The organism is Novosphingobium sp., from assembly GCF_030696665.1.
GTDB lineage: Bacteria > Pseudomonadota > Alphaproteobacteria > Sphingomonadales > Sphingomonadaceae > Novosphingobium.
In genome coordinates this window covers 221,743-245,612 of the sequence record NZ_JAUYRV010000046.1, presented here as the reverse complement: position 1 = coordinate 245,612, position 23,870 = coordinate 221,743, and the positions used below count along the sequence as shown (strand labels likewise).

Below are 23,870 nucleotides of genomic sequence, written 5' to 3'. Positions count from 1 at the left end.
ATTTGCGGTCTTGACCTTGCCGGTAGCCTCTTTCAAGGCACAATTGGAATTCAATCACGCAATTAGTCTGAAGTCGGGAGTGAGCGAGGCATGAGCGAACGGGAATCGATGCCCTATGACGTGGTCATCGTCGGCGGCGGGCCTGCTGGGTTGGCGGCCTCGATCCGGCTGAAGCAGATCAATCCCGAGATTTCGGTCTGCGTGCTGGAAAAAGGTTCGGAGATCGGCGCGCACATCCTTTCGGGTGCGGTGATCGATCCCAAGGCGCTGGACGAACTGCTGCCCGATTGGCGCACGATGGGCTGCCCGATGGCCGAAGTGCCGGTGACGGACAACTGGCACTGGGTGCTGAGCAAGACGGGCAAGATGGGCATTCCGCACTGGCCGATGCCTCCGTTCCTGTCGAACGACGGGAATTACACCGGCAGCCTTGGCAACCTGTGCCGCTGGATGGCCGAACAGGCGATGGAACTGGGTGTGGAGATCTTCCCCGGCTTCCCCGCCGCCGAAGTGCTGTTTGACGAACGTGGCGCGGTCATGGGCGTGGCGACCGGCGACATGGGCGTGGGCCGCGATGGCGAGAAGAAGGGCGATTACCAGCCCGGCATGGAACTGCATGCCAAGTACACGCTGTTTGCCGAAGGCGCGCGCGGGCATCTGACGAAGCGGCTGAAAGCGCACTTCGATCTGGAGCGTGATTGCCAGCCGCAGGTCTATGGCATCGGCATCAAGGAACTGTGGGACATCGATCCCGAAAAGCATGTTCCGGGGCGCGTGATCCACACGCAGGGCTGGCCGCTGTCGGAATCAAATTCGTGGGGCGGTGGGTTCCTGTACCATCAGGCGAACAATCAGGTGGCTTTGGGCTTCGTCACCGCGCTCGATTACGCGAACCCTTATGTCTATCCGTTCGAGGAGTTCCAGCGCTGGAAGCAGCACCCTGAAATCCGCGCGATTCTAGAAGGCGGACGGCGCGTTTCCTATGGCGCGCGGGCGATCAACGAGGGTGGCTGGCAATCGGTGCCGCGTCTTTCGTTCCCCGGTGGTGCGCTGATCGGTTGTTCGGCAGGCTTCGTGAACGTGCCGCGCATCAAGGGCAGCCATACCGCGATGAAGAGCGGGATGCTGGCCGCCGATTCCATCGTGGTGGCGATAGCGGCCGGGCGCGAGAAGGACGACATGGTGGAATATGACACCGCCGTGCGCGAAAGCTGGATCGCCAAGGAACTGAAGAAGGTGCAGAATGCGCAGCCCTTGGTGGCCAAGTTCGGTGGCGAACTGGGCACTGTGCTGGCTGGGGCGGACATGTGGCTGCGCACCATTGGCGGGTTCGGCATCTGGAAGCCGATGAAGCACCACAAGGACGCCGAGGCTACGCAGCGTGCCGATCTGTTCAAGCCGATCGCCTATCCCAAGCCCGATGGGGTGATCACGTTCGACCGACTGACCAGCGTGGCGTTCTCGTACACCAACCACGAGGAAGATCAGCCGTGCCATCTGGTGCTGAAAGATCCCACCGTGCCGACACGGATCAACCTGCCGATCTATGCCGGGCCCGAGGCGCGGTACTGCCCGGCGGGGGTCTATGAGTACGTCGGTGTGGAAGAAGGCAATCCACGCCTGCAGATCAACGCCCAGAACTGTGTCCACTGCAAGACCTGCGACATCAAGGATATGACGCAGAACATCGAGTGGGTAACGCCTGAAGGCGGCGGCGGGCCGAACTATCCGAATATGTGAGGCACGTTCCTCCCCGAACCGGGGAGGGGGACCATCCGCAGGATGGTGGAGGGGCAGGTGCCACGAAGCGCAGCCCCTCCGGCAAAAAAGGATCGAAACGCTGATCTCCGGACCCAAAGGCACGGTCAAACTTGCCCGCAAGTTGCGGAGCGAGATGACTTTGCCGGAAGGTCTGCTTTGGCGCGAGTTGCGCAAGCGCCCGGGCGGGTTCAAGTTTCGTCGACAGCATCCAGCCGGAGCCTTCGTGATCGACTTTTATTGCGCGGCGGTGAAGTTGGCGATTGAAGTGGATGGTGTCGCGCACGATGCGCCTGAAGTAATGCAGCGGGATGCTGCGAAATCGCATTTTCTGCGTTCGCAGGGCGTCGCCACTCTGCGTATTCCAGCGAAGGTTGTGCTTGAAGATATGGCATTGGTTTTGACGCGCATCGTTGCTGTTTGCGAGGAGCGTGGGGTCAAGCTTGGCGCTCGGCTGAGGGTGCCCCTCCACCATCCTGCGGATGGTCCCCCTCCCCCGCGGGGGGCGGAATGATGCGCGAAACCGCCTATGCCAAGATCAACCTGGCGCTGCATGTGCGGCGGCGGCGGGATGACGGGTATCACGAGCTTGAGACGTTGTTTGCCTTCGTGGATGCGGGGGACGAAGTGACCGCGCATCCTTCGCAGCGGGATTCGTTGCGCGTTGTGGGCGAGTTTGGCGGGGCGCTGGACGATCCGTTCGGGAACATTGTGGCCAAGGCGCTGGGTGCTTTGCCGCACGGCGCTGGCTGGGATGTGACGCTGGAGAAGAACCTGCCGGTGGCGGCGGGGCTGGGTGGCGGCTCTGCCGATGCGGGCGCGGTATTTCGTATGGTGAAGCGGGCGCATGGACTGCCTGACGATTGGCATGCGCGGGCTGCGAAGCTGGGGGCGGACGTTCCGGCTTGTGTGAACAGCGTGGCCTGCATCGGTCGCGGGACGGGGACCGAGCTTGAGCCGGTTGTAAACGATCTGGCGGGCGTGCCGGTGCTGCTGGTCAACCCGCGCATTCCACTGGCGACGGGGCCAGTGTTCAAGGCCTGGGATGGCGTGGATCGCGGGGCGCTTGAAGGGGCGGATTTGCGAGAGATGGCATTGGCGGGGCGCAATGACCTTGAGGCTCCGGCGCTGACGCTCGTGTCAGAAATTGGCGATGTGCTGGCGGCGTTGCGGCGGACGGGCGCGTGGTTGACGCGGATGTCAGGATCGGGGGCGACCTGTTTTGCGCTCTATGATACGGCAGAAGGACGCGATGAAGCGCGGGCTGCGATGCCGCGCGGATGGTGGACTTTGGCAGGAGCGTTGCGGTGAGCGAGGCTTTCAGGATCATTGGCACCCCGCGCTTTGGTGGTATTCTGGTGGTGTCGGATCATGCATCGAACCGGGTGCCCGATGACATCGACCTTGGCATCGCACCGGAGTTGTTGGGCCAGCACATCGCGGTGGACATTGGCGTGGCCGAAGTGGGCGCGTTGATGGCGGCGCGGCCCGGCATCGCGGCGTTTCAGGGCGGGGTGAGCCGCCTTGTGTGCGATTTCAACCGTGATGAGCATTTGCCGGCAGTGGTGCCGATTGCCAGCGACGGGCACGCCATTCCGGGCAATGCTTTGGATCACGCGGGGCATGAAGCGCGGCTGGCGCGGTTCTTCCGGCCCTATCATGATGGGCTGGAGGCATTGCTAGGCGATGTGCCGCAGGCTTTGATCCTGTCGTTGCACAGTTTCACGCCGCAGCTCTCCTCAAGTGATGAAGTGCGCCCTTGGCATGTGGGAGTGCTCTACAACGAGGATGATCGCGCGGCGCGAATCGCCATTCCTTTGCTGGAAGCCGATGGGCTGTGTGTGGGGGATCAGTTGCCCTATTCCGGCAAGCTGCTGAATGCGACAATGAACCGTCACGCGGAAAGCGAGGGTCGGCCTTATCTGGGCATTGAGGTGCGGCAGGATTTGATCGGCCACGCGGCGGGGCAGGTGGAGTGGGCCGAGCGGCTGGCGCGCATTGCCAATCAGGTTGCAGTTGAAATCGGCTAGGAAATCCGGGCTTTCCGCGCTGACATAGTTGTAATTATTACCTTCGACAGCGGCGGTCCCGGTCGGCTAGGGAACGTTGCCAAGTCGCCCATAAAAACTGATTCCCTGTCCGGAGTTCAAAAAATGCCCCCGTATCGTTCGCGCACCACCACCCACGGCCGCAATATGGCGGGCGCACGCGGACTTTGGCGCGCCACGGGCATGAAGGACGAAGATTTCGGCAAGCCGATCATAGCGGTCGTGAACAGCTTCACGCAGTTCGTGCCGGGGCACGTCCACCTCAAGGATCTGGGGCAACTGGTCGCGCGCGAGATTGAGGCTGCGGGCGGCGTTGCCAAGGAATTCAACACTATCGCGGTGGATGATGGCATCGCGATGGGCCACGACGGCATGCTCTATTCGCTGCCGAGCCGTGATCTGATTGCCGACAGCGTGGAATACATGGTCAATGCACATTGCGCCGACGCGATGGTGTGCATTTCCAATTGCGACAAGATCACGCCCGGCATGCTGATGGCCGCGCTGCGCATCAACATTCCGGTGGTGTTCGTGTCGGGCGGGCCGATGGAAGCGGGCAAGGTCGTGCTGAACGGCAAGGAGCACGCGCTCGATCTGGTCGATGCGATGGTTGCTGCGGCTGATGACACGCTGACCGATGCCGAGGTGGACGCTATCGAGCGTGCTGCCTGCCCGACCTGCGGATCATGCAGCGGGATGTTCACCGCCAATTCGATGAACTGCCTCACCGAGGCACTGGGCCTTTCGCTCCCGGGCAATGGTTCAACGCTGGCGACGCATGCGGATCGCAAGCGGCTGTTCCTTGAAGCGGGCCGCGTTGCTGTAGACCTGTGCAAGCGGTACTATGAAGAGGACGACGTCAGCGCCCTGCCGCGCTCGATTGCCACGTTCGATGCGTTCGAAAATGCCGTGTGCCTTGATATTGCGATGGGCGGATCGACCAACACCGTGTTGCACCTGCTGGCCGCTGCGTTCGAGGCCGGGGTGAACTTCACTATGGCCGACATCGACCGGCTGAGCCGCCGCGTGCCGTGCCTGTCCAAGGTGGCACCGGCCAAGGCTGATGTTCACATGGAAGACGTCCACCGTGCGGGCGGAATCTTTGCGATCCTTGGCGAACTGGACCGCGCCGGGCTGATCCACACGCACCTGCCGACCGTGCATAGCCGCACGCTGGCTGAAGCGCTGGACCGGTGGGACATTGCGCGCACCAATTCGCCCAGCGTGCAGGAATTCTTCCGCGCCGCACCGGGTGGGGTGCCGACGCAAGTGGCATTCTCGCAGGATCGCCGGTGGAAGGAGCTTGATCTTGACCGCGAAAACGGTGTGATCCGTTCAGCCGAGCACGCGTTCAGCAAGGACGGCGGGCTGGCTGTGCTTTACGGCAACATAGCGCGCGATGGCTGCATCGTGAAAACGGCGGGCGTGGACGAGAAGATCCTGAAGTTTACAGGCCCCGCCAAGGTTTATGAAAGCCAGGACGCGGCGGTGACGGCAGTGCTGACCGGGCAGATCGTGGCGGGCGACGTGGTGGTAATCCGCTACGAAGGGCCAAAGGGCGGGCCGGGCATGCAGGAAATGCTCTACCCGACCAGCTATCTGAAATCGAAGGGCCTCGGCGCGGCTTGTGCATTGCTGACCGACGGGCGCTTTTCGGGCGGCACTTCGGGCCTGTCCATCGGCCATGCCTCGCCCGAAGCGGCAGAAGGTGGCGAGATCGGGCTGGTTGAGAACGGCGACATGATCGAGATTGATATTCCGGGGCGCACGATCAACCTTGCCGTGTCGGACGAGGTGCTGGCGCAGCGCCGCGCCGCGCAGGACGCGAAGGGTTGGAAGCCAGCGGCACCCCGTCCACGACAGGTTTCGACGGCGCTCAAGGCCTATGCCGCGATGACCACCAGCGCGGCGCGTGGTGCGGTGCGCGATCTGAAGCAGATCGGGGTCGATTGATGCGGCGCGGGCTTTCCCTTCTTGCCGTGGCAGCGCTGGCAGCGTGTTCGCAGACCGAGGAAAAGCCGCAGGGTCGCGTCATCGATTGTGCGCTGGCCGGCGCGGCGAAGTTTGCGCCCGATTGTTTCGTGCAGGATTCGCGCAGTGGCGAGCAGCAGGTGCTGACCGTGCGGCACAAGGACGGGGCCTTCCGGCGCTTCGTGATGGTCGATGACGGGCGCGGTGTTGTCGCCGCCGATGGTGCTGACGAGGCGACTGCCAAGTGGTCTGCGGAAGGCGTGCTGGAAGTGAGCGTGGCGGGTGACCGCTATCGCTTTCCGGCGCGGATGAAGGCCGATGCGCCGCAGCCGTGATGGCATATTGAGCCAAGTGCTGACCGTTGCGCAAATGCGCGCGGCAGAGGATGACCTTATTGCGGCTGGCACGAGCGTGGATGCATTGATGCAGCGTGCCGGACGGCGCGCTGGCGAATGGGTGCGGCGGATAGCGGGCGGCGGTTCGGTGACCGTGCTGTGCGGGCCGGGCAACAATGGCGGCGATGGCTGGGTAATCGCTGAATACTTGCGCGAACATGGCAATGCGGTGCGGGTTATTGCCGCGCGCGAACCGACGACGGACGCCGCGCGCCATGCGCAGGCGCTTTACGGTGGTGAGGTTGTGGCTGCGGACGCGGATGTGTCGGGCGACGTGTTCGTGGATTGCTTGTTCGGCAGCGGTTTGACGCGGGCTTTGCCTGAGGAACTGGCGGCTTTGCTGGGCCGTCTGGCCGCGATCCACCGCCACCGCATTGCGATCGATGTGCCAAGCGGTGTCGAGAGCGACAGCGGGCGACCCTTGAACGATGGCTTGCCGGATTGGACGCTGACGATTGCGCTGGGTGCGTGGAAGCATGCGCACTTTGCCATGCCAGCATGCGCGGCAACGGGCGCGCTGCGACTTGTGGATATTGGCGTGGCGCCGGTGCCGGGCGCGGCAAGGGTGCTGGCAAAACCTGTGTTGGCGGCTCCGGCGGCAGATTCCCACAAATATCGGCGCGGGATGCTGGGCATTCTGGGTGGCGATATGCCGGGGGCGGCGCTGCTTGCTGCGACGGCAGCGCTGCGAGCGGGGGCTGGCTATGTCAAGCTGGCGGCACCGGGTGCTCTACCGGGCGCTCCGGCAGAACTGGTCGTGACCGGCGACGTCGATACCTTGTTGGGCGATGCGCGGATGGCGGCGCTGCTGGTCGGGCCGGGGCTGGGGCGTTCGGATGGCGCTTCGCGACTGCTTGTGAAAGCGCTCCATGCGGCGAAGCCCTGCGTCATTGATGCCGATGCACTTGTGCTGCTGCGGCCTGAGATGCTGGGTGGCGCACCTTGTGTGCTGACTCCGCACGAGGGTGAGATGGCAGCGCTGGAGCGGAACTTCGGCCTTTCCGGCCAAGGTCTGCGCCGGGATCGAGCATTGGCTCTGGCAGCGAAATCGGGCGCTGTGGTGGTGTTCAAGGGGCCGGACAGCGTGATTGCCGCGCCGTCTGGCGAACTGGTGCTGGCACAGCGTGCATCGTCATGGCTGTCGGTTGCGGGCACCGGCGATGTGCTGGCGGGGACCATCGCCGGTCGCCTTGCGACAAACGGCGAAGCCTTGCGCGCGGCGGAGGAAGGCCTATGGCTCCACGCCGATGCGGCAAAGCGCTGCGGCGCGGCCTTCACTGCGGGTGAACTGGCCCATGCCGTGCAGGCGGCCTTGAGGGATTGTATTGAATGACTGAATCCGGCCTGATCGTGCGCGTTGCCGCCAAAGGGGAAGGCGCGACTGCCGACGGCAGGTATGCCATGCTTGCTGCACCGGGCGATGTTTTGCAGGACGATGGCACGGTGGTTCGCGGGCCGAACCATGTTGATCCGGCATGTCGGCACTTCCCGGCTTGTGGTGGCTGCCAGTTGCAGCATCTGTCCGAAGCTGCGTTGAGCGATTACGTCTATGATCGCGTGATTGGCGGGGCGACGGGTCAGAAATTGTGGGATGTGAACGCCGCGCCCGCGCATCTTTCGCCGCCACGGTCCCGCAGAAGGGCAACGCTGCACGCACAGTCCATTGGCAAGCGCGTGGTGATCGGTTTCCGCGAACAAGGTTCGCACAAGATCATCGACATGCGCGAATGCCATGTCCTGACGCCCGAGATGTTTGCGCTGGTCGCCCCGTTGCGCACTCTGCTGGAAGGGTGGGGCAGCAAGAAACTGGCGGTCGATGTCGACCTTGCCATGACCGATCAGGGCGTTTCGATGGGGCTGAAGGGCCTTACCGCTGAAGGATTGGCGAAGACCGAGGCGTTGCTGGACTTTGCGCGCGAAACTGGGCTGGCGCGGTTGACGATGGATTCCGGCTATGGCGCAGAAGGCGTATGGGAGCCTGAGCCGGTTACCGTAACGCTGGGCGGTGTTCCGGTATCGTTGCCACCGGGTGCGTTTCTGCAGGCAACGGCAGATGGCGAAGCTACGCTGGTGAGCGCAGCGCGCGAATGGCTGGATGGCGCGGCGACCGTGGCGGATCTGTTTTCAGGGCTGGGCACGTTTACCTTTGCGCTTGCTGGACCGACGACCAAGGTGCTGGCGGTGGAGGCAGCGCGTGAGCCTTTCCTCGTCTGCCAGAGCGCGGCGCGTATGAACGGAAAGCCGGTCCATTCGCTGCACCGTGACCTGTTTCGCAATCCGCTGCGGGTGGAGGAACTGGATCGTTTTGCGGGCGTCCTGCTTGATCCGCCGCGTGCCGGCGCGACGGAGCAGGTCGATCAAATTGCGCTGAGCAAGGTGCCTCGCGTTGTCTATATCAGTTGCAATCCGGCCAGTTGGGCGCGTGATGCGGTGAAGCTGATTGCTGGCGGGTATCGTCTGGCCGAATTGCGGCCAGTGGGGCAATTCCGCTGGTCCACGCATGTGGAACTGGCGAGTTTGTTCTTGCGCGATTGACGATAGGTTGGTGTGCCCCCGCGAAGGCGGGGGCCTCGGTGTTGTTTCGCAGCGTCAGCTTGAAAGGCCTGAGGCCCCCGCCTTCGCGGGGGTGCAGGGTTTGTGGCTGGATGCGGTCAGAAGCGGAAAACGATCTTCGCCGCGTGATAGATCAGCGCCATCAGCGTGATGGACGACAGCGTGAACAGGATGAAGCGGATCATCACCTTGTTCACGGTTGACTGCAAGATTGAGTGTACCACACGCAGGCCGACGTAGACCCACGCCACCGTTGCGCTGGTGCCGCCGCCGTTTCCGGTAAGCGCAATCACCAGGCACACCGCATAAAACAGCGTCGGCGCTTCGTGCAGATGGTTGTAATTGTGCGCTTTCCACTGGACTGCGGCGGGGAGAATATCGTCGAGCGTCTTGGTCGGGTCTTTGGCGAGGCTGTCCGGATCGAGCTTTGCAGCGCTCATCGCTGGGATGCGGGTGGCGTACATCCACAGCCACATGACCATCGTCCACGCCATCAGTGCGACAGCAGGCTGCAGAATTTTTGCGCTTTCCATTGGCATTTTCCCCCTCGATTGAAGTCATTATCCGTGGCTGAGCGTCGCTCCCAGCGCGCGCAAGGCCAGCGCCGCAAGGCACAGCGACGACAGCAGGAACAGGCTGAAACGCACAGGAATGCGGTTCACCGTGGCCTGCCAGATAGAATGCAGCACGCGCAGCACGACGTAGGCCCAAGCCAACATGACATCGAACGCGCTTGGCCCAAGGATCGCAAGGATCACGACCGTGGCGTAGAACAGCGTCGGCTGCTCCATCAGGTGGGCATAGTTGTGCGATTTCCAGTTTATCTGATCGGGCAGCACGCCTTCGAGATCCTGCCCGCGACCGCCAGCCTTGGCCTGACCGAGGCCGCCCAGTTGCTTGAGCGCGGGAAGGCGCGTGGTGGCCATCCAGATGAGCATGATGATGGACCACACCACAAGTATTGCGGCTGGCGTCAGGATCTGCGCTTGCATCAATTGTCTCCCCCGAGATGTTGCGGGAGACTGCGTGCAGTAGGTTAGATTGTCAAATGCAACTTATCGGCGCAGGGAAATGCGCCTGAAATATCCATAGCGCCCGCGCAGGGTGCGCAAGGCAAGGTTTCGGTCAGCGGCGATGCGCACGGTGACTGCGCTCAAATCCTCCCGTGGGGTGACGTGGAAGCGGGCGAGCCATTGGTGCATGAGCGCGCGCAAGGGCGCGGGTAATCCGCTGAAATCGCCAAAGTCTACGACGTGCAGCGAGCCGCCGGGTGCGAGCAGGCTGGCCGCGTGACCGAGCGTGAGTTGCCATTGGGGGATCATCGACAGCGCGTAGGAGATGACGATGCGGTCGAATGTCGGCCTGCCGAACAGGGCGGTGGCATCGAAATCCGTGGCGTCCCCGCGCGCCAGTTGGCAATCCGGGCCAAGGCGGCCGCGGGCAACTGAGAGCATCTCGTCCGAAATGTCGAGGCCGTGAAGGCGTGCGCCGGGCCATGTGCGGGCGATGCAAGCGAGGTTACGCCCGGTGCCGCAGCCCACTTCCAGCACGTTCATGCCGGGCGCGGCTTCAAGCCCCGCAATCAGGCCATCGCGCCCGAACAGGTAGAACTTCCGCGTGGCATCGTAGATGTGCTTCTGGCGGCGATAGACCGCGTCCATCAGCGCGCCATGCGGGGAGGGCGGGGCGAGGGTTGCCATATCAGGCAAGCTCGTAGAGATGAACGCCGCCGTAGATCGACGACCGGTCCTGCGCGGTGCATTCGGCGGACAGCGCTTCGTGGTAGTGCCAGCGCGAAAGCAGCGCGTCGGCCAAGCGGCCCGGCAGCAGGCTGGGTTCGGCGGCGGTGCGGAACAGCACCCGTGCGCCGGGGCGGGCAGTGCGGGTGATCTGGGTCCACAGCGCGTTGAGCTGGTCGTCCGTCATCCAGTCCTGCGCATCGAGCAGCACGTAACGGTCGAGCGAGGCGTCGGGCTGGGCGGTGAGGTGTTCGGTCAGGTTGGCGTGGCGCACCTCGACACGGTCGGCGCGGTCGCGCACGGCCTGCCAGTTGGCAGCTTGCAGATAGGGCGGCAGAGGGCAGCGGTCGCCTCGGCCGTAGCCACGTCCAAAGGCCTGCCAGGCAAAGTAGTTGTCCTCGACCGGGAAATCGCAGGCAAGCTTGGCCAGACGGCGGCGCAGCACTTCGGCCATCGGCTCGTTGCCGGCCAGCGCGTCGAACTGGGCGGGCGGAATTCCGAGGCCGAACAGCGAGGCGGGCTGGTCTGTCAGCCAGCGCACGAAGCGCTTGTCGAACACGGGGGCCATCTCCCGCTCGAACACGCGGCGTTGCTCATCAAGATCGCGCGCGGAGAGGATCGTGGAGAGATCGATCTTGTAAAGGCGTGCGAGGAGGTGGGCGACGCCGATGAAGTTGCCCAGAAGCCCGCGCTTGTAGATGTTGCTCGAAAATCCGCTGATACGGCGGCGACCCGAAAGATCGCGCCCTTCCCAATAGCGGCGCGTCGTCTCGTCAAGGTGTGGCAGGATGTGCGCGCGATAGGCGGCGATGTTGGCTGCACTATCGGCCTCGGCAAAGAAGCGGCGGAAGTGCGCGTGATCGGGCAGATGGCGCGCGGACGCCAGCTTAAGCTTGTTGAGGGCGATGTGCGCAGTGTTGAGGTCTACTGCGGTGATCGCCTCTGGATCAGCGGTGAGATAGGACAGGACATTGCAGCCGCCGCTGGCAATTGCGATGATCCGGCTGTCTGGCCGGATTTGCAGCGCCTTCATGTCAACTTCGGGATCTTCCCAGATCTGCGCGTAGACGAGGCCGCGAAAGGCCAGCGCAAAGGCGTGATCGAGCATGCGATTGGCCATGCCGGAGCTGCGGCGCACAACCGAACGCGTTATGGGATGGGAACGGGCACGTTCCAGCATTTTGGTGACCCCCGGGGTAAGTGTTCGGGAGTTCGACTAGAACGTGACCATTGCGACTGTGTGGCAGTTTTGCCCAACCTGACCGCAAGTTGTAAGACGCGCGCTCAAACCTCTGAAATGACGGCAGCAAAGGCGGCGGGGTCGACGTTTCCGCCACTCAGGATCACGGCCGTTCGGCCATCGGTGGGAACCTTGCCTGCGAGAATCGCAGCAAGCCCTGCCGCGCCACCCGGTTCCACAACCAGCCGCAGCTTTGAAAAGGCATAGCGCTGCGCTGTGCGCACCTCAGCTTCGGACACGCTGATTCCCTGCAATCCGCGCGACGTCATGACAGCGAAGTTGATCGGGTAGGTCGCGGGTGTTTGCAGGGCATCGCAGGCGGTTTTCGGCGCGTTCGCGGCAACACGCTGGATTGTGCCCGAAGCAAGGCTGCGTGCCACGTCGTCCCAGCCTTCTGGCTCAACCGGCACAATCACGGCATCAGGGAGCGCCAGCGCGAGGCCAGAGGCAAGACCGCCGCCTCCGCAGGGTGTGACCACGCGTGTGGGCGGGCCACCTGCGTCGCATTGCATCTGTGCCAGCAGTTCTATGCCGCAGCTGCCCTGGCCCTCAATCACCCAAGGGTCGCCATAGGCATGGACCAGCGTTGCGCAGCTTTCGTAAGTGAGGCGCAAGGCCACCTCGTCGCGGTCCTCGCCTCCGGGGCGGTCATACAGCACGACTTCAGCGCCCAGTTCGCGGGTTGAGGCGAGTTTCACCGCTGGGGCATCGTTGGGCATCACGATTTTTGCTGCGATCCCAAGCCTGCGTGCCGCCCAGGCGACGCCTTGTGCATGGTTGCCGCTCGACACAGCAACGACACCGAGGGCGCGATCTGCTTCGTCCAGATCGGTAAGCCGGTGCCAGGCACCGCGAATTTTGAATGCACCTACGGGTTGCAGGGACTCGGCCTTGCACCAGATCACCGCACCATCGGGCAATTCCAGCGGCAGCAGAGGCGTTTGCGGCAGCAGTTCAGCCATTTTTGCTGCTGCGCGCAAGACTCCGTGGCGCGTTGGGGGCCGGTCAGCGACAGAAGGACTTGGGTTTGTCATGCCACTCCTCTAAAGGCCCTGCCCATGATTGTCCTGCGCAACCTTGGCGCGGGGCGCACAAAGACAATTGGAGCAATAATGGCAAAAGTTCTCGTCATCGGCGCAGGCGGCGTCGGCTCGGTCGCGGTCCACAAGATGGCGATGAATTCGGACATCTTCACCGGCATTGCGCTGGCCAGCCGCACCAAGAGCAAGTGCGATGCCATCGCCGCTTCGGTGAAGGAGCGCACCGGCGTTGTCATCGACACCTACCAGATCGACGCTGACGACGTTGCCGCCACCACCGCGCTGATCAATGAGGTCAAGCCTGTCCTCGTCGTCAATCTGGCGTTGCCTTATCAGGATCTGAACATCATGGATGCCTGCCTTGCCGTAGGCGTCAACTACATGGACACCGCGAATTACGAGCCGATCGACAAGGCCGAGTTCGAATATTCGTGGCAGTGGGCCTATCAGGAGCGGTTCAAGGAAGCGGGTCTGATGGCGCTGCTGGGGTCTGGCTTCGATCCGGGCGTGACCAGCGTGTTCGCCACGTGGCTGCGCAAGCACAAGCTCGACACGATCCGCACGCTCGACATCCTTGATTGCAACGGCGGCGATCATGGGCAGCACTTTGCCACCAACTTCAACCCCGAAATCAACATCCGCGAAGTGACCGCGCCTGCGCGCCATTACCTGAACGGTGAATGGGTCGAAACGCCCGCGCTGACCATCCGCCAGCAGTTCGATTTCGAGGCGGTCGGCCCGAAGAACATGTACCTGATGTATCACGAGGAACTCGAAAGCCTCGCGCATCACTTGCCCGAGATCGAACGCATTCGTTTCTGGATGACCTTCGGCGATGCCTATATCACCCACCTGACCGTGCTGCAGAACGTGGGTATGACGCGGATCGATCCGGTAATGTACAACGGGCAGGAAATCATCCCGCTGCAGTTCCTGAAAGCCGTGTTGCCCGAACCCGCTTCGCTCGGCGCAACCACCAAGGGCAAGACCAACATCGGCGACATCGCCACCGGCCTTAAGGACGGGGTGGAAAAGACCTTCTACATCTACAACATCTGCGATCATGAAGACGCCTATGCCGAAACCGGCAATCAGGCGGTCAGCTACACCACCGGCGTTCCGGCTATGATCGGTGCGGCAATGATGGTGCAGGGCATCTGGTCGGGCGAGGGCGTGTTCAACATGGAACAGTTTAATCCCGATCCCTACATGGACATGCTGAACCAGCACGGGTTGCCGTGGCAGGTGAAGGAACTGGCGGGGCCGCTGGAGTTTTGATCCAATGCCGGTGCGTCCCCGCGAAGGCGGGGACCTCAGGCGTTTAACGCTGTGCTTGACGGCACGAGGCCCCCGCCTTCGCGGGGGCGCATTGTTTTAGATTGAGGGCTGAGCATGGAAACCAGAGCCGGCGATCCGGGCGCGTTTGCGCAGTTTGACTTGGGCCGGGTGGATAGCCCGGCCTTTGTCGTCGATGCCGCCAAGCTGCGCGCCAATCTGGCTGTGTTGGCCGATGTGCGGGACCGTGCCGGGATCAAGGTGCTGGCCGCGCTCAAGGCGTTCTCGATGTGGAAAGTCGCGCCGATTGTCGGGCAGTATCTCGACGGCGTCTGCACTTCCGGCCTGTGGGAAGCAAAGTTGGCGGGGGAGCATTACTCCGGCGAAATCGCGACCTATTGCGCCGCCTACAAGGCGCAGGATATGGCCGAAATCCTGCGCCTGTCCGGCCATGTGATCTTCAATTCGCCCGGCCAGCATGCACGTTTTGCGGGAGAGATCGTAGCGGCGCGGGCGGCGGGTGAGGCGTTCGATATCGGCCTGCGCATCAACCCGCTCCATGCCGAGGGCGAAGTGCCGCGCTATGATCCTTGTGCGCCGCATTCGCGCCTTGGCTTTCCGATGGACCAACTCACCGCCGAACACCTCGAAGGCGTTTCGGGGCTGCACTTCCACACGCTGTGCGAGCAGGACTTCGAACCGCTCCAGCGCACATGGGACGCGCTCGAAGCCCGCATCGCCCCGTATTTCGGACAGCTCAAATGGCTGAACTTTGGCGGCGGTCACCACATCACCCGCTCCGATTATCAGCGCGACGATCTGGTGGCGTTCCTGCGTGAGGTGAAGGCTCGCACCGGCTGTGAAATCTATCTGGAGCCGGGTGAAGCTGTGGCGCTTGATGCGGGCATTTTGGTGGGCACCGTGCTCGATACGCACTGGAACGGGATGCAGTTGGCCGTGACCGACATTTCGGCCACGTGCCACATGCCGGACGTGATCGAGGCGCCCTATCGCCCGGCCATGTTGGGTGAACTGCCTATCGATGAGTATGAGGATGCAGGCGAGGGTGGCGCGCCGGTGCGTCTCGGTGGGCCGTCGTGTCTCGCCGGAGACGTGATCGGCGATTACCGCCTGCCACATGGCGCAGAACCCGGCACACGCTTCGCGTTCCTCGATCAGGCGCACTATTCGATGGTCAAGACCACCACGTTCAACGGCGTGCCTTTGCCATCGATCTGGCTGTGGGACAGTGAGACCGACGCATTGGAGAAGGTTCGCGGCTTTACGTACGAGGACTTTCGCGACCGCCTTTCCTGAGGCATGCTGCCCGCCAACAACAATGGCGGCGGGAGAGTGCAATGGCTGGTGAAGTGCTTGATGGCGTGACCAGTGATCCATTGCTCATGGGCTGGATGCAGGGCTTCCCGCCGCCTGCGGACCGGCTCCTGCTTGCCTCCCGCGCCGACCACATGCGCTTTCCCATGATCCGCTGGTCCTATTCGAACATGCGCCAGTTTGCGCCGTCGCGGCGCGTTGGTGCAGGAGTAGGCGGCAACCCTTTCGAGCGGGCGCTGCGCGACGATCTGGCCGAGGTGCCGTTCGTCCCCGTGAATAGTGACGCGCCGGTCACATTCGGGGAATCACTGACCCAAGCTTATACCGACGGCATTCTAGTCCTCCATCGCGGTAAGGTGGTGTTCGAACGCTGGTTTGGGGTGACCGATACGGAAACCCGGCACATCGCGTTCTCTGTCACCAAAAGCTTCGTCGGCACGATTGCCGAAATGCTGGTCGAGGAAGGAAGGCTCGATCCCGCCGCGCCGGTTGCGCAATACTTACCTGAACTGGCCAGCAGCGGTTTTGGCGACGCAAGCGTGCAGCAGGTCATGCACATGACCACCGCGCTCGATTTCTCTGAAGACTATGCCGATCCCAACTCGGGCATCGGGGCCTACAGTGCGGCGCTCGGCCTGACACCACGGCCTGATGGGTATGCGGGGCCGACCGACCTTGCCAGCTATCTCCCAACCATCGGCAAGACCGGCAAACATGGGCAGGGCTTCACCTATCGCACGCCGAACACCGAAGTGCTGGCGTGGATCATCGCCAGGATCGAAGGCAAGCACTTTGCCGATGTCCTGTCTAAACGGCTGTGGGGGCCACTGGGTATGCTCGGCGATGCGGACCTGATCTTGGATCAGGCGGGCATGGCCTTTGCCGGAGGTGGTCTCAATCTGCGGCTGGAAGACCTTGCCCGCTTCGGGGAGGCAATGCGGCTTGGGGGTGCGGGTGTGATTGCGGCGCGGGTGGTGGAGCGCATTCGCACAGGTGGTGACCCTGCGCATTTTGACCGCAATCGCTATCCGCAGTTGCCGGGTTGGAGCTACGGCAGCCAATGGTGGCATACCCACAACAATCGGAGCTGTTTTTCCGCAAGGGGCATCCACGGGCAGACGATTTGGGTCGATCCGGAGGCGGAAATGACGGTTGCACGATTCGCATCGCACCCGATCGCGGCAAACGGTGCCAATGATCCGCTTTCCCTTCCGGCATGGGCGGCGCTGTCACATGCCCTAAAGTGCTGATAAAAAGCGATCTATCTGGAAGTGTTTCATTTTTCTGACAGGTATGTTGGGCGTTGAGTTTTTCACTTGATGTTCAGCACAGGAGCCTTATTACCCCCCTCTCGCTGCCCCATGGGGACTTCCAAACCGCAAGGCAGCTTCGTTCAACGTTCCGTTTGGGGGTCCCTTGAGTTGCACATCCATCCTGACGCACTGGCTGTAGTTCGCGCCTCCGCGCCTGAACAACCCGCCATTCTGAACCGTCCGCACGCCGCCGCGCGCGCTGCCCGCTTCTTCGTCGAGAAGTTTCCGGGCAAGTCGCTCTATGCGGTAAAGGCCAATCCGTCGGCAGATCTCATCCGCATCCTTTGGGATTCGGGTGTGACGCATTATGACGTCGCTTCGATTGTCGAAGTGCGGCTTGTGCGTGAAACGCTGCCCGACGCGACGCTGTGCTTCATGCACCCGGTCAAATCGCCGTCCGCGATCCGCGACGCATACCATAACTATGGCGTGCGCGTGTTCAGCCTCGATTCGCTTGAGGAACTGGAGAAGATCAAGGCGGCAACGGCCGATGCCGACGGCAACGTTCCTGAAGATCTGACTCTGTGCGTCCGTCTGCGCGTCTCGTCGGAGTATTCGGAACTCAGCCTCGCGTCCAAGTTCGGCTGCGATCTGACCAATGCGGCGGAACTGCTGCAGGCAACGCGCCAGGTGGCAGATTCGCTCGGCATCTGCTTCCACGTTGGCAGCCAGTCGATGAGCCCACACGCTTATGTGCAGGCGCTGGAGCGCGTTCGTGCGGCGATTGTTGATGCATCGGTGCTCGTGGACATCATCGATGTTGGCGGCGGCTTCCCGTCGATCTACCCCGGCATGGAACCTCCGCCGCTTGAAGACTATTTCGGCGTGATCGACCGCACCTATGAATCGCTGCCGGTTTCGTACTCCGCCGAACTGTGGTGCGAGCCGGGCCGTGCGCTCTGTGCCGAATACAACTCGATGATCGTGCGGGTAGAACGCCGTCGCGGGACCGAGCTTTACATCAACGACGGTGCCTATGGCGCGCTGTTCGATGCCGCTCACGTAGGCTGGCGCTTCCCTGTGCGCGTGCTGCGCGAACAGGTGGCCAACGACGAAGCTGAGGTCGTGCTGGAGCCTTTCAGCTTCTACGGCCCCACCTGCGACGATATGGACCACATGGAAGGTCCGTTTGAACTGCCGGTGGACGTGAAAGTGGGCGACTATATCGAAGTCGGCATGCTGGGTGCCTATGGCGCAGCGATGAAGACCGCGTTCAACGGCTTTGGCGCTACGGACGTGTTTGAAGTTTCGGACGAGCCAATGGCCAGCCAGTACCGTGGCGACCGCCGCGATCCGCGCGTGTCGGACAACGTGGTGTCGCTGCGCTGATTGCCTGCGCTGCGGTGTGAATCGAGGAAAGGCCCTGCCGCAAGGCGGGGCCTTTTCCGTTTGCGGTCAGAAACCGACGAACCGCGCTGCTTCATCAACACTTTTGCGAAGGCTGACCACTGCGTTGGCCGGAAAGTCCGGGTCCGGCCAGCCAAGGGCCACGGCCTTCATGATCACTTGATCGTCAGGAATGGCCGCGTGCTCTCGCACTACGGGGGATTGCATGATGCCTTGCGAATTGATCACGCAGCCGAGCCCGCGCGACCATGCCGCGTTGACCAGAGCATTCGTCACCGCGCCGCAATCGAAAGCGGTATCGTCGCTGCCCGATAACTCGCGGTCGTAGGCAATGATCACGCACACTGGCGCATCGAACTGGCGAAAACCGCGCAGCACCCAGTCTTGCCGGGCTGCCGTGTCATCACGCGCAATGCCCATAGCGCCGAACAACTGCTTGGCAACTTCTACCTGTCGTTCCCGGTGAACCCCGGCGAATGGTTCGCCCCGGCGGAACTCGCGGCTATCCGGTTCACCCGCCAGAATGCGCTCAGTGTTTCCCCTGCGGATGCGATCCAGTGGTTCGCCGGTGATCACGTGGAAGTGCCACGGCTGTGTGTTCATCGATGTGGGAGAGCGCATCGCCAGCGCGAGCACTTCTTCGATCAATGCGCGCGGCACCGGCCTATCGAGGTAGCCACGGATCGAACGGCGGCCCAAGACCACTTCATCATACGTCTGCGCAGGCATGAACTCTCCCGGAATTAATTGTCCGGTTAAAGCTAACGCCACGCCACGGAAAGGCAAGTCCAACGAAAAAGCCCTCCCGGTCAGGGGAGGGCCGTTTCATTTCAGCAAGGCGGCCCGTTCAGGCTGCCCGTTGCAGTTCCAGTTCCATGCGCTGCCAGATTTCCACCAGCGCCCCTGCCAGTTCGTCCATCATCGCTTCGGTATGCGAAGGTCCGGGCGTGAAGCGCAGACGCTCTGTGCCGCGTGGGACGGTGGGGTAGTTGATCGGTTGTACGTAAACGCCGTACTCGGCGAGAAGGATGTCAGCGATCTTCTTGGCGCGCACAGGATCGCCCACCATCAGCGGAACGATGTGCGTGGTCGAAGGCATCACGGGCAAGCCCTGATCTGCGAAGGCTTTTTTCAGATAGGCAGCAGCAGCTTGCTGGCCTTCACGCTCGACGCTTGAAGCCTTGAGGTGGCGGACAGAGGCGAGAACACCCGCAACCAGTACCGGTGAAAGCGAGGTCGTGAAGATGAAGCCGGGAGCATAGGAGCGGATCACGTCGATTATCTTGCGATCGGCCGCGATGTAGCCGCCCATCACGCCGAAAGCCTTGCCCAGCGTGCCTTCGATGATGTCGATACGGTGCGCCGCTTCATCGCGATCGGTAATGCCACCGCCGCGCGGCCCATACATGCCGACAGCGTGGACCTCGTCGATATAGGTCAATGCGTTGTACTTTTCGGCGAGGTCACAGATCGTGTGGATCGGAGCAACATCGCCGTCCATCGAATAGACCGATTCGAACGCGATCAGCTTGGGCACGTTGGGGTCAGTCTCGGCGAGCAGTTCTTCGAGATGCTCGACATCGTTGTGCCGCCAGACCTTCTTCTCCGCGCCTGAATTGCGGATGCCGGCAATCATCGAGGCGTGGTTCAGTTCGTCCGAGAAGATCACGCAGCCCGGCAGAATCTTGGCCAGCGTCGAAAGCGTGGCATCGTTCGACACGTAGCCGGACGTGAAAAGAAGCGCGCCTTCCTTGCCGTGAAGGTCGGCCAGTTCAGCCTCAAGCTCGATATGGTAATGCGTGTTGCCGCCGATGTTGCGCGTGCCGCCGGAGCCCGCGCCGACATTGTGCAGCGCTTCTTCCATCGCAGCGATCACCTTGGGGTGCTGGCCCATCGCGAGGTAATCGTTCGAGCACCACACCGTGATCGGCTTTGGCCCGTTGTGCCCGGCAAAGCAGCGCGCATTAGGGTATGCGCCCTTGTTGCGCAGGATATCGATGAAAACGCGGTAGCGGCCTTCGGAGTGCAGACGCTCGATCGCTGAATCAAAAACCTGATCGTAATTCACCCCGCCGCTCCTTCCAGCAACCGGGACGCCAGCTCGTCCCTTATGGCCCTATCCCGTTGGGCTACCCCGCGAATGGGCGGCTTCTACGCTTGTTCAAACGGCATTGCCAGTGGCATTTAAGGCGCATGCAATTTGGCATAAGTGTTCGAACAGCCGCGTTAATCGCGTGATGGTTTACTCCCTAATTCGGACACGATGCCGAAGGCTGCACGATTTTCTTGCACCCAGTCAGCATCGTGTGAAGGCAATAACACCAAAGCTTTGTTATGCTCTTTCAACGCTTTGAGGCCCTTGAGCCAGCCAATCACGGCGGGGCGATCTTCAGGGACCAGAATATCCGACAGCAACCGTGAGCGCGGCGTCGCCCTTTCGAAATTCGGGGCTAGCGATGCTGTATCCCCGGTGAAAAGGTACTCCCGGCCACTCGCCAGCTGCACATAGACCATCTGCGATGCAGGCGTATGGCCCGGTGTCTGAATCACGACAACGCCGGGCGCAACGGCTTCAATCGGGCCAAGTTTCCGCGTCTTTGCAATGTGGCTGCCATTCTCGCGCCAAAGCGCATTGATACCGCCAAGCATTCCTGGCGTTATCAGCGCTTTGTCTGCAATGTCATCAAATTGTGGGTGATCAAGAAATCGTCCCACATGATCCACGTGGGCATGGCTGAACAGGATCAGTTCAGCCCGGCCCATCCAATCATCGACCAACGCCATTCCGGCCTTGTTGTAGCCCGTAAAGCCCATCGCGTCGGCATCGGCGGGAGAAAGCCCGGGGTCAAGCACGATACCGCCTCCTGGCGTGTCGATCCGCCATGCGATTACGCCTGAAGTCACCTGCCGCAGACCAGTGCCGGCCGCCAGCGAAGCTGACGGAATGCGGCGGGTGGCCAGAATGACGAATGATATCCCGGTAGGTTTGGCGCCACGTTCGGCATTCGCGGCAGCGCGCAATGCAGCAATGTCGAACGGACGCGCCGCAACGCCGCGTGGGCCGGCGTTCACCAGCAGCCAGTAATAGGCGATTCCCGCAGCCAAGAGCAGGACGATCACCACCTTTGAAAATCGACCCACCGCCCGGCCCCCGCTCCGCGAAATCGGTTTCAGAAAATTCCCACGCGGCCCAGGCCGTGTGCTTCAAGCATGGGTTCTAGCCGGTTAACCTCGTCTCCGCCACGGGTGAACAACGCCAGATCAGGCGCGCGCCGATCCCAGGGCTGCCCGTCGGTCAGGAATGCGATGCGCCGCGCGATACCGTCCGATCCGTCAACGAATGCAACGCCGGGGCCAAACGCTTCGCCCAGTTCGCCTTCGATCAGCGGAAAATGCGTGCAGGCCAGCACTACGGTGTCGATATTTTCGCCGCCGGGTTGTGCACGCAAGGCGGCTGCGGCGCGAGCGTAGACCTCAGGGTCGACCGAATCGCCGCGCAATTTGGCTTCTGCTGCGGCGACCAGTTCGGGTGCGCCGTGGCGAAGCAACCGCTTGTCAGCGGCGAATTCGGCCTCAAGCCGGTCGACATAGCTCTGCCGAATCGTCGCTTCGGTGCCGAGCAGGCCGATCACGCCCGTTCGGGTCATCGCCGCCGCCGGCTTGATCGCAGGAACGGTTCCGACAATCGGTACTTCCAACACGTCGCGCACCGATGCCAAAGCGATGGTCGATGCGGTGTTGCAGGCGATGCAGACAAGGCGCGGGTGCAAACGTTCGGTCAAACGGCCAAGCAGGCCAGAAACGCGCGCTGCGATTTGCGCCTCACTCTTCGCGCCATACGGCAATCCAGCGTTGTCCGCGACATAGATCACCGGAGCCTGGGGCAGCAGTGCGCGCACCTTGCGCAGCACCGAAAGCCCACCGACGCCCGAATCGAACAGCAGTAACGGCGCGGCAGGATCGACCTGCGGAGCAGGAGGTGGAGATAGGTTCTGGGCTGTCATCGGACGAGGCTTGTATCGGTAATGGCGGCAAAATGGGAAGTGGCCTCTTTCGTTTGTCACTGTGTTGCGGATATGAGCGGGTTGTGGACACGCTTTTGCCTCTGCTCGTTGGCTATATGTTGGGGTCTTTGCCCTTCGGCCTCATCCTCACTCGCGTCACCGGGGGCGGCGATCTGCGCGCCATCGGATCGGGCAACATCGGCGCAACCAATGTGCTGCGCACCGGAAAGAAGGGCGTTGCCGCTGCCACCCTGCTGCTCGACATGGGCAAAGGCCTGGCAGCAGTGGTGATCGCCCGCCATGTCTGGCCGGGGAGCGAGGATTTGGCCGCGCTTGCTGCCGTGCTGGGCCACTGCTTCCCCGTGTGGCTGAAGTTCAAGGGCGGAAAGGGCGTGGCCACGATGATGGGCATTTCGCTCGGCCTGGCTTGGCCGATCGGGCTGGCCTATGCTGTGGTGTGGCTGGGTGTATTGTTCATCAGCCGGATTTCTTCGCTCGGCGGAATGTGCGCAGCGGTGGCAGCCCCCGTGGCAGCGCTGCTGCTCGGGCACATGGCCTACGTGCCGGTGCTGGGTTTTCTGGCGCTGCTCGTGGTGTTCCTGCACCGTGAAAACATTGCGCGATTGCGCGCCGGGACCGAACCCAAGGTCGGCAGCAAGACGTGACCAGAGCATCGCCGACCACGCTTTCACGCGACGAGGCTTTCTCCCGCATCCGCCTGCTGCGCTCACCCAACATCGGCCCTGTCAGCTACCATCAGTTGTTGCGGCGGTTCGGCACCGCCACGGCAGCGATTGACGCTCTGCCAGACCTCGCGGCGAGGGGCGGCGCGCCCTATCGCCCCGCCGCAATTGAGCGGATCGACGCGGAGGTGGCCGCAGTGCGCAAATCCGGCGCGCGTTATCTTTTTCACGATGGGCCAGATTACCCGGCACTGCTCTCGGCGCTGGAAAGCCCGCCTCCGATCCTCACGGTGCGCGGAGATGCAGCGCTTTTTGCGCGCCCTTCGGTGGCAGTGGTCGGCGCCCGCAATGCCTCGGCTGCGGCAGTGAAGCTGTCTCGCGATTTCGCAACGGCATTGGCGGGGAGGGGCTATGCCGTGATTTCCGGTTTGGCGCGCGGGATCGACGCGGCTGCGCATCGCGGTGCGCTGGCCGGGATGGCTGACGGCGGCGGCACCGTGGGCGTCATCGCCAGCGGCGTGGACATCGCCTACCCGCCCGAAAACGCCGAACTACAGGAACAGGTTGCTTGCGAAGGCCTGCTCATCGCCGAAATGCCGCCCGGTACCGAACCGCTGGCCCGCCACTTCCCGCACCGCAACCGCATCATCGCCGGACTGGCTACCGGCACGCTGGTGGTCGAAGCTGCGCCCAGATCCGGCTCGCTCATCACCGCAAGGCTGGCGGCAGAGGCAGGGCGTGAGGTCATGGCCATTCCCGGCTCCCCGCTCGATAGTCGCTCGCATGGCTGCAACCAGTTGATCCGCGATGGCGCGATCCTTGTGCAATCGCCCGAGGATGTGATCGAACTGCTGGTCGGCTTTGAAGGCCAGCCCCGGTCCACTTTTCGTGAGAGTGGGCCAGACTTCGCAGCCAGTGATGCGGATGAACCGGCTGACATCGCCGGGTTGCTCACACTTGCCCCGGTGGGCGTCGACGAAATCATCCGGCAAAGCGGTGCTAGCGCCGGCGCGGTGCAGATGGCGCTGCTCGAACTGGAATTGGCGGGCAGGTTGACGCGCCATGCAGCAGGACGGGTCAGCCTGTCTTCAAATTGACGTTCGAACGCTTGACGAACCCAACCGAAGGCCCCCACCCTCGCGCACACGTACACGTAAGGACTGCTTTTT

Annotated in this window: 23 protein-coding genes; 14 read left to right on the top strand and 9 right to left on the bottom strand. The window is 62.6% G+C overall.

The features are described from left to right. Positions 1–90 precede the first annotated feature (90 nt). From Q8R81_RS14055 to Q8R81_RS14020, 8 genes are all read left to right on the top strand, one after another. On the top strand, positions 91–1,740 hold the full coding sequence (locus Q8R81_RS14055; protein WP_305618832.1) for an electron transfer flavoprotein-ubiquinone oxidoreductase: 1,650 nt from the start codon (positions 91–93) through the stop codon (positions 1,738–1,740). Positions 1,741–1,831: 91 nt separating this feature from the next. After that, on the top strand, positions 1,832–2,272 hold the full coding sequence (locus Q8R81_RS14050; RefSeq protein ID WP_371135386.1) for an endonuclease domain-containing protein: 441 nt from the start codon (positions 1,832–1,834) through the stop codon (positions 2,270–2,272). After that, the gene (locus Q8R81_RS14045; protein ID WP_305619404.1) at positions 2,272–3,069 is read left to right on the top strand and encodes a 4-(cytidine 5'-diphospho)-2-C-methyl-D-erythritol kinase; all 798 of its coding nucleotides are present in this window, start codon (positions 2,272–2,274) and stop codon (positions 3,067–3,069) included. The genes Q8R81_RS14050 and Q8R81_RS14045 overlap by 1 nt, the downstream gene beginning before the upstream one ends. Continuing rightward, positions 3,066–3,788, top strand: a complete 723-nt coding sequence (locus tag Q8R81_RS14040; RefSeq protein WP_305618830.1) for an N-formylglutamate amidohydrolase — start codon at positions 3,066–3,068, stop codon at positions 3,786–3,788. Before Q8R81_RS14045 ends, Q8R81_RS14040 begins: the two co-directional genes overlap by 4 nt. A 123-nt stretch (positions 3,789–3,911) precedes the next feature. Beyond that, entirely contained in the window at positions 3,912–5,759 is a 1,848-nt protein-coding gene (gene ilvD / locus Q8R81_RS14035; protein WP_305618828.1) for a dihydroxy-acid dehydratase, read from the top strand. Then, a complete protein-coding gene (locus tag Q8R81_RS14030; RefSeq protein WP_305618826.1) occupies positions 5,759–6,112 on the top strand; it encodes a hypothetical protein in 354 nt (117 codons plus the stop codon). The genes ilvD and Q8R81_RS14030 overlap by 1 nt, the downstream gene beginning before the upstream one ends. Next, positions 6,096–7,505, top strand: a complete 1,410-nt coding sequence (locus tag Q8R81_RS14025) for an NAD(P)H-hydrate dehydratase (protein ID WP_305618824.1) — start codon at positions 6,096–6,098, stop codon at positions 7,503–7,505. The genes Q8R81_RS14030 and Q8R81_RS14025 overlap by 17 nt, the downstream gene beginning before the upstream one ends. Then, positions 7,502–8,707 carry a class I SAM-dependent RNA methyltransferase gene (locus Q8R81_RS14020; RefSeq protein ID WP_305618822.1) on the top strand — a complete coding sequence of 402 codons (1,206 nt, stop codon included), beginning with the start codon at positions 7,502–7,504 and terminating at the stop codon, positions 8,705–8,707. Before Q8R81_RS14025 ends, Q8R81_RS14020 begins: the two co-directional genes overlap by 4 nt. 116 nt (positions 8,708–8,823) lie before the next feature. Here Q8R81_RS14020 and Q8R81_RS14015 read toward each other — a convergent pair whose 3' ends face one another. From Q8R81_RS14015 to Q8R81_RS13995, 5 genes are all read right to left on the bottom strand, one after another. Beyond that, on the bottom strand, positions 8,824–9,258 hold the full coding sequence (locus Q8R81_RS14015) for an MAPEG family protein (protein WP_305618820.1): 435 nt from the start codon (positions 9,256–9,258) through the stop codon (positions 8,824–8,826). A 27-nt stretch (positions 9,259–9,285) separates the two neighbouring features. After that, on the bottom strand, positions 9,286–9,717 hold the full coding sequence (locus tag Q8R81_RS14010) for an MAPEG family protein (RefSeq protein ID WP_305618818.1): 432 nt from the start codon (positions 9,715–9,717) through the stop codon (positions 9,286–9,288). Between the two features lie 63 nt (positions 9,718–9,780). Further along, a complete protein-coding gene (locus Q8R81_RS14005) occupies positions 9,781–10,425 on the bottom strand; it encodes a class I SAM-dependent methyltransferase (RefSeq protein WP_305618816.1) in 645 nt (214 codons plus the stop codon). Position 10,426: 1 nt separating this feature from the next. Further along, positions 10,427–11,644: a DUF3419 family protein gene (locus Q8R81_RS14000; protein WP_371135373.1), complete on the bottom strand. Its 1,218-nt coding sequence runs from the start codon at positions 11,642–11,644 to the stop codon at positions 10,427–10,429. A gap of 104 nt (positions 11,645–11,748) precedes the next feature. After that, positions 11,749–12,738, bottom strand: a complete 990-nt coding sequence (locus Q8R81_RS13995; protein ID WP_305618814.1) for a threonine/serine dehydratase — start codon at positions 12,736–12,738, stop codon at positions 11,749–11,751. Positions 12,739–12,816: 78 nt separating this feature from the next. Between Q8R81_RS13995 and Q8R81_RS13990 the strand changes: the two genes are divergently transcribed. From Q8R81_RS13990 to Q8R81_RS13975, 4 genes are all read left to right on the top strand, one after another. Further along, a complete protein-coding gene (locus tag Q8R81_RS13990; protein WP_305618812.1) occupies positions 12,817–14,022 on the top strand; it encodes a saccharopine dehydrogenase family protein in 1,206 nt (401 codons plus the stop codon). A gap of 114 nt (positions 14,023–14,136) precedes the next feature. Then, complete coding sequence (locus Q8R81_RS13985; RefSeq protein ID WP_305618810.1) at positions 14,137–15,336, top strand: carboxynorspermidine decarboxylase; 1,200 nt, start codon at positions 14,137–14,139, stop codon at positions 15,334–15,336. A gap of 41 nt (positions 15,337–15,377) precedes the next feature. After that, the gene (locus Q8R81_RS13980) at positions 15,378–16,604 is read left to right on the top strand and encodes a serine hydrolase (protein ID WP_305618808.1); all 1,227 of its coding nucleotides are present in this window, start codon (positions 15,378–15,380) and stop codon (positions 16,602–16,604) included. 171 nt (positions 16,605–16,775) lie between these two features. Continuing rightward, entirely contained in the window at positions 16,776–17,996 is a 1,221-nt protein-coding gene (locus Q8R81_RS13975) for a type III PLP-dependent enzyme (protein ID WP_305618806.1), read from the top strand. Positions 17,997–18,062: 66 nt separating this feature from the next. On the opposite strand, the gene Q8R81_RS13970 is transcribed toward Q8R81_RS13975, so the two are convergent. The 4 genes from Q8R81_RS13970 to murI form a co-directional block, all read right to left on the bottom strand. Continuing rightward, positions 18,063–18,743 carry a nitroreductase gene (locus tag Q8R81_RS13970; RefSeq protein ID WP_305618804.1) on the bottom strand — a complete coding sequence of 227 codons (681 nt, stop codon included), beginning with the start codon at positions 18,741–18,743 and terminating at the stop codon, positions 18,063–18,065. A gap of 118 nt (positions 18,744–18,861) precedes the next feature. Next, positions 18,862–20,082 carry a 5-aminolevulinate synthase gene (gene hemA, locus Q8R81_RS13965; protein WP_292623426.1) on the bottom strand — a complete coding sequence of 407 codons (1,221 nt, stop codon included), beginning with the start codon at positions 20,080–20,082 and terminating at the stop codon, positions 18,862–18,864. Between the two features lie 158 nt (positions 20,083–20,240). After that, positions 20,241–21,137, bottom strand: a complete 897-nt coding sequence (locus Q8R81_RS13960; protein WP_305618801.1) for an MBL fold metallo-hydrolase — start codon at positions 21,135–21,137, stop codon at positions 20,241–20,243. 47 nt (positions 21,138–21,184) lie between these two features. After that, the gene (gene murI, locus Q8R81_RS13955; protein ID WP_305618799.1) at positions 21,185–22,018 is read right to left on the bottom strand and encodes a glutamate racemase; all 834 of its coding nucleotides are present in this window, start codon (positions 22,016–22,018) and stop codon (positions 21,185–21,187) included. 116 nt (positions 22,019–22,134) lie between these two features. Here murI and plsY point away from each other — a divergent pair, with 116 nt between their 5' ends. After that, entirely contained in the window at positions 22,135–22,683 is a 549-nt protein-coding gene (gene plsY / locus Q8R81_RS13950; RefSeq protein ID WP_305619399.1) for a glycerol-3-phosphate 1-O-acyltransferase PlsY, read from the top strand. Beyond that, on the top strand, positions 22,680–23,798 hold the full coding sequence (dprA, locus tag Q8R81_RS13945; protein WP_305618797.1) for a DNA-processing protein DprA: 1,119 nt from the start codon (positions 22,680–22,682) through the stop codon (positions 23,796–23,798). The genes plsY and dprA overlap by 4 nt, the downstream gene beginning before the upstream one ends. Positions 23,799–23,870: the final 72 nt, after the last annotated feature.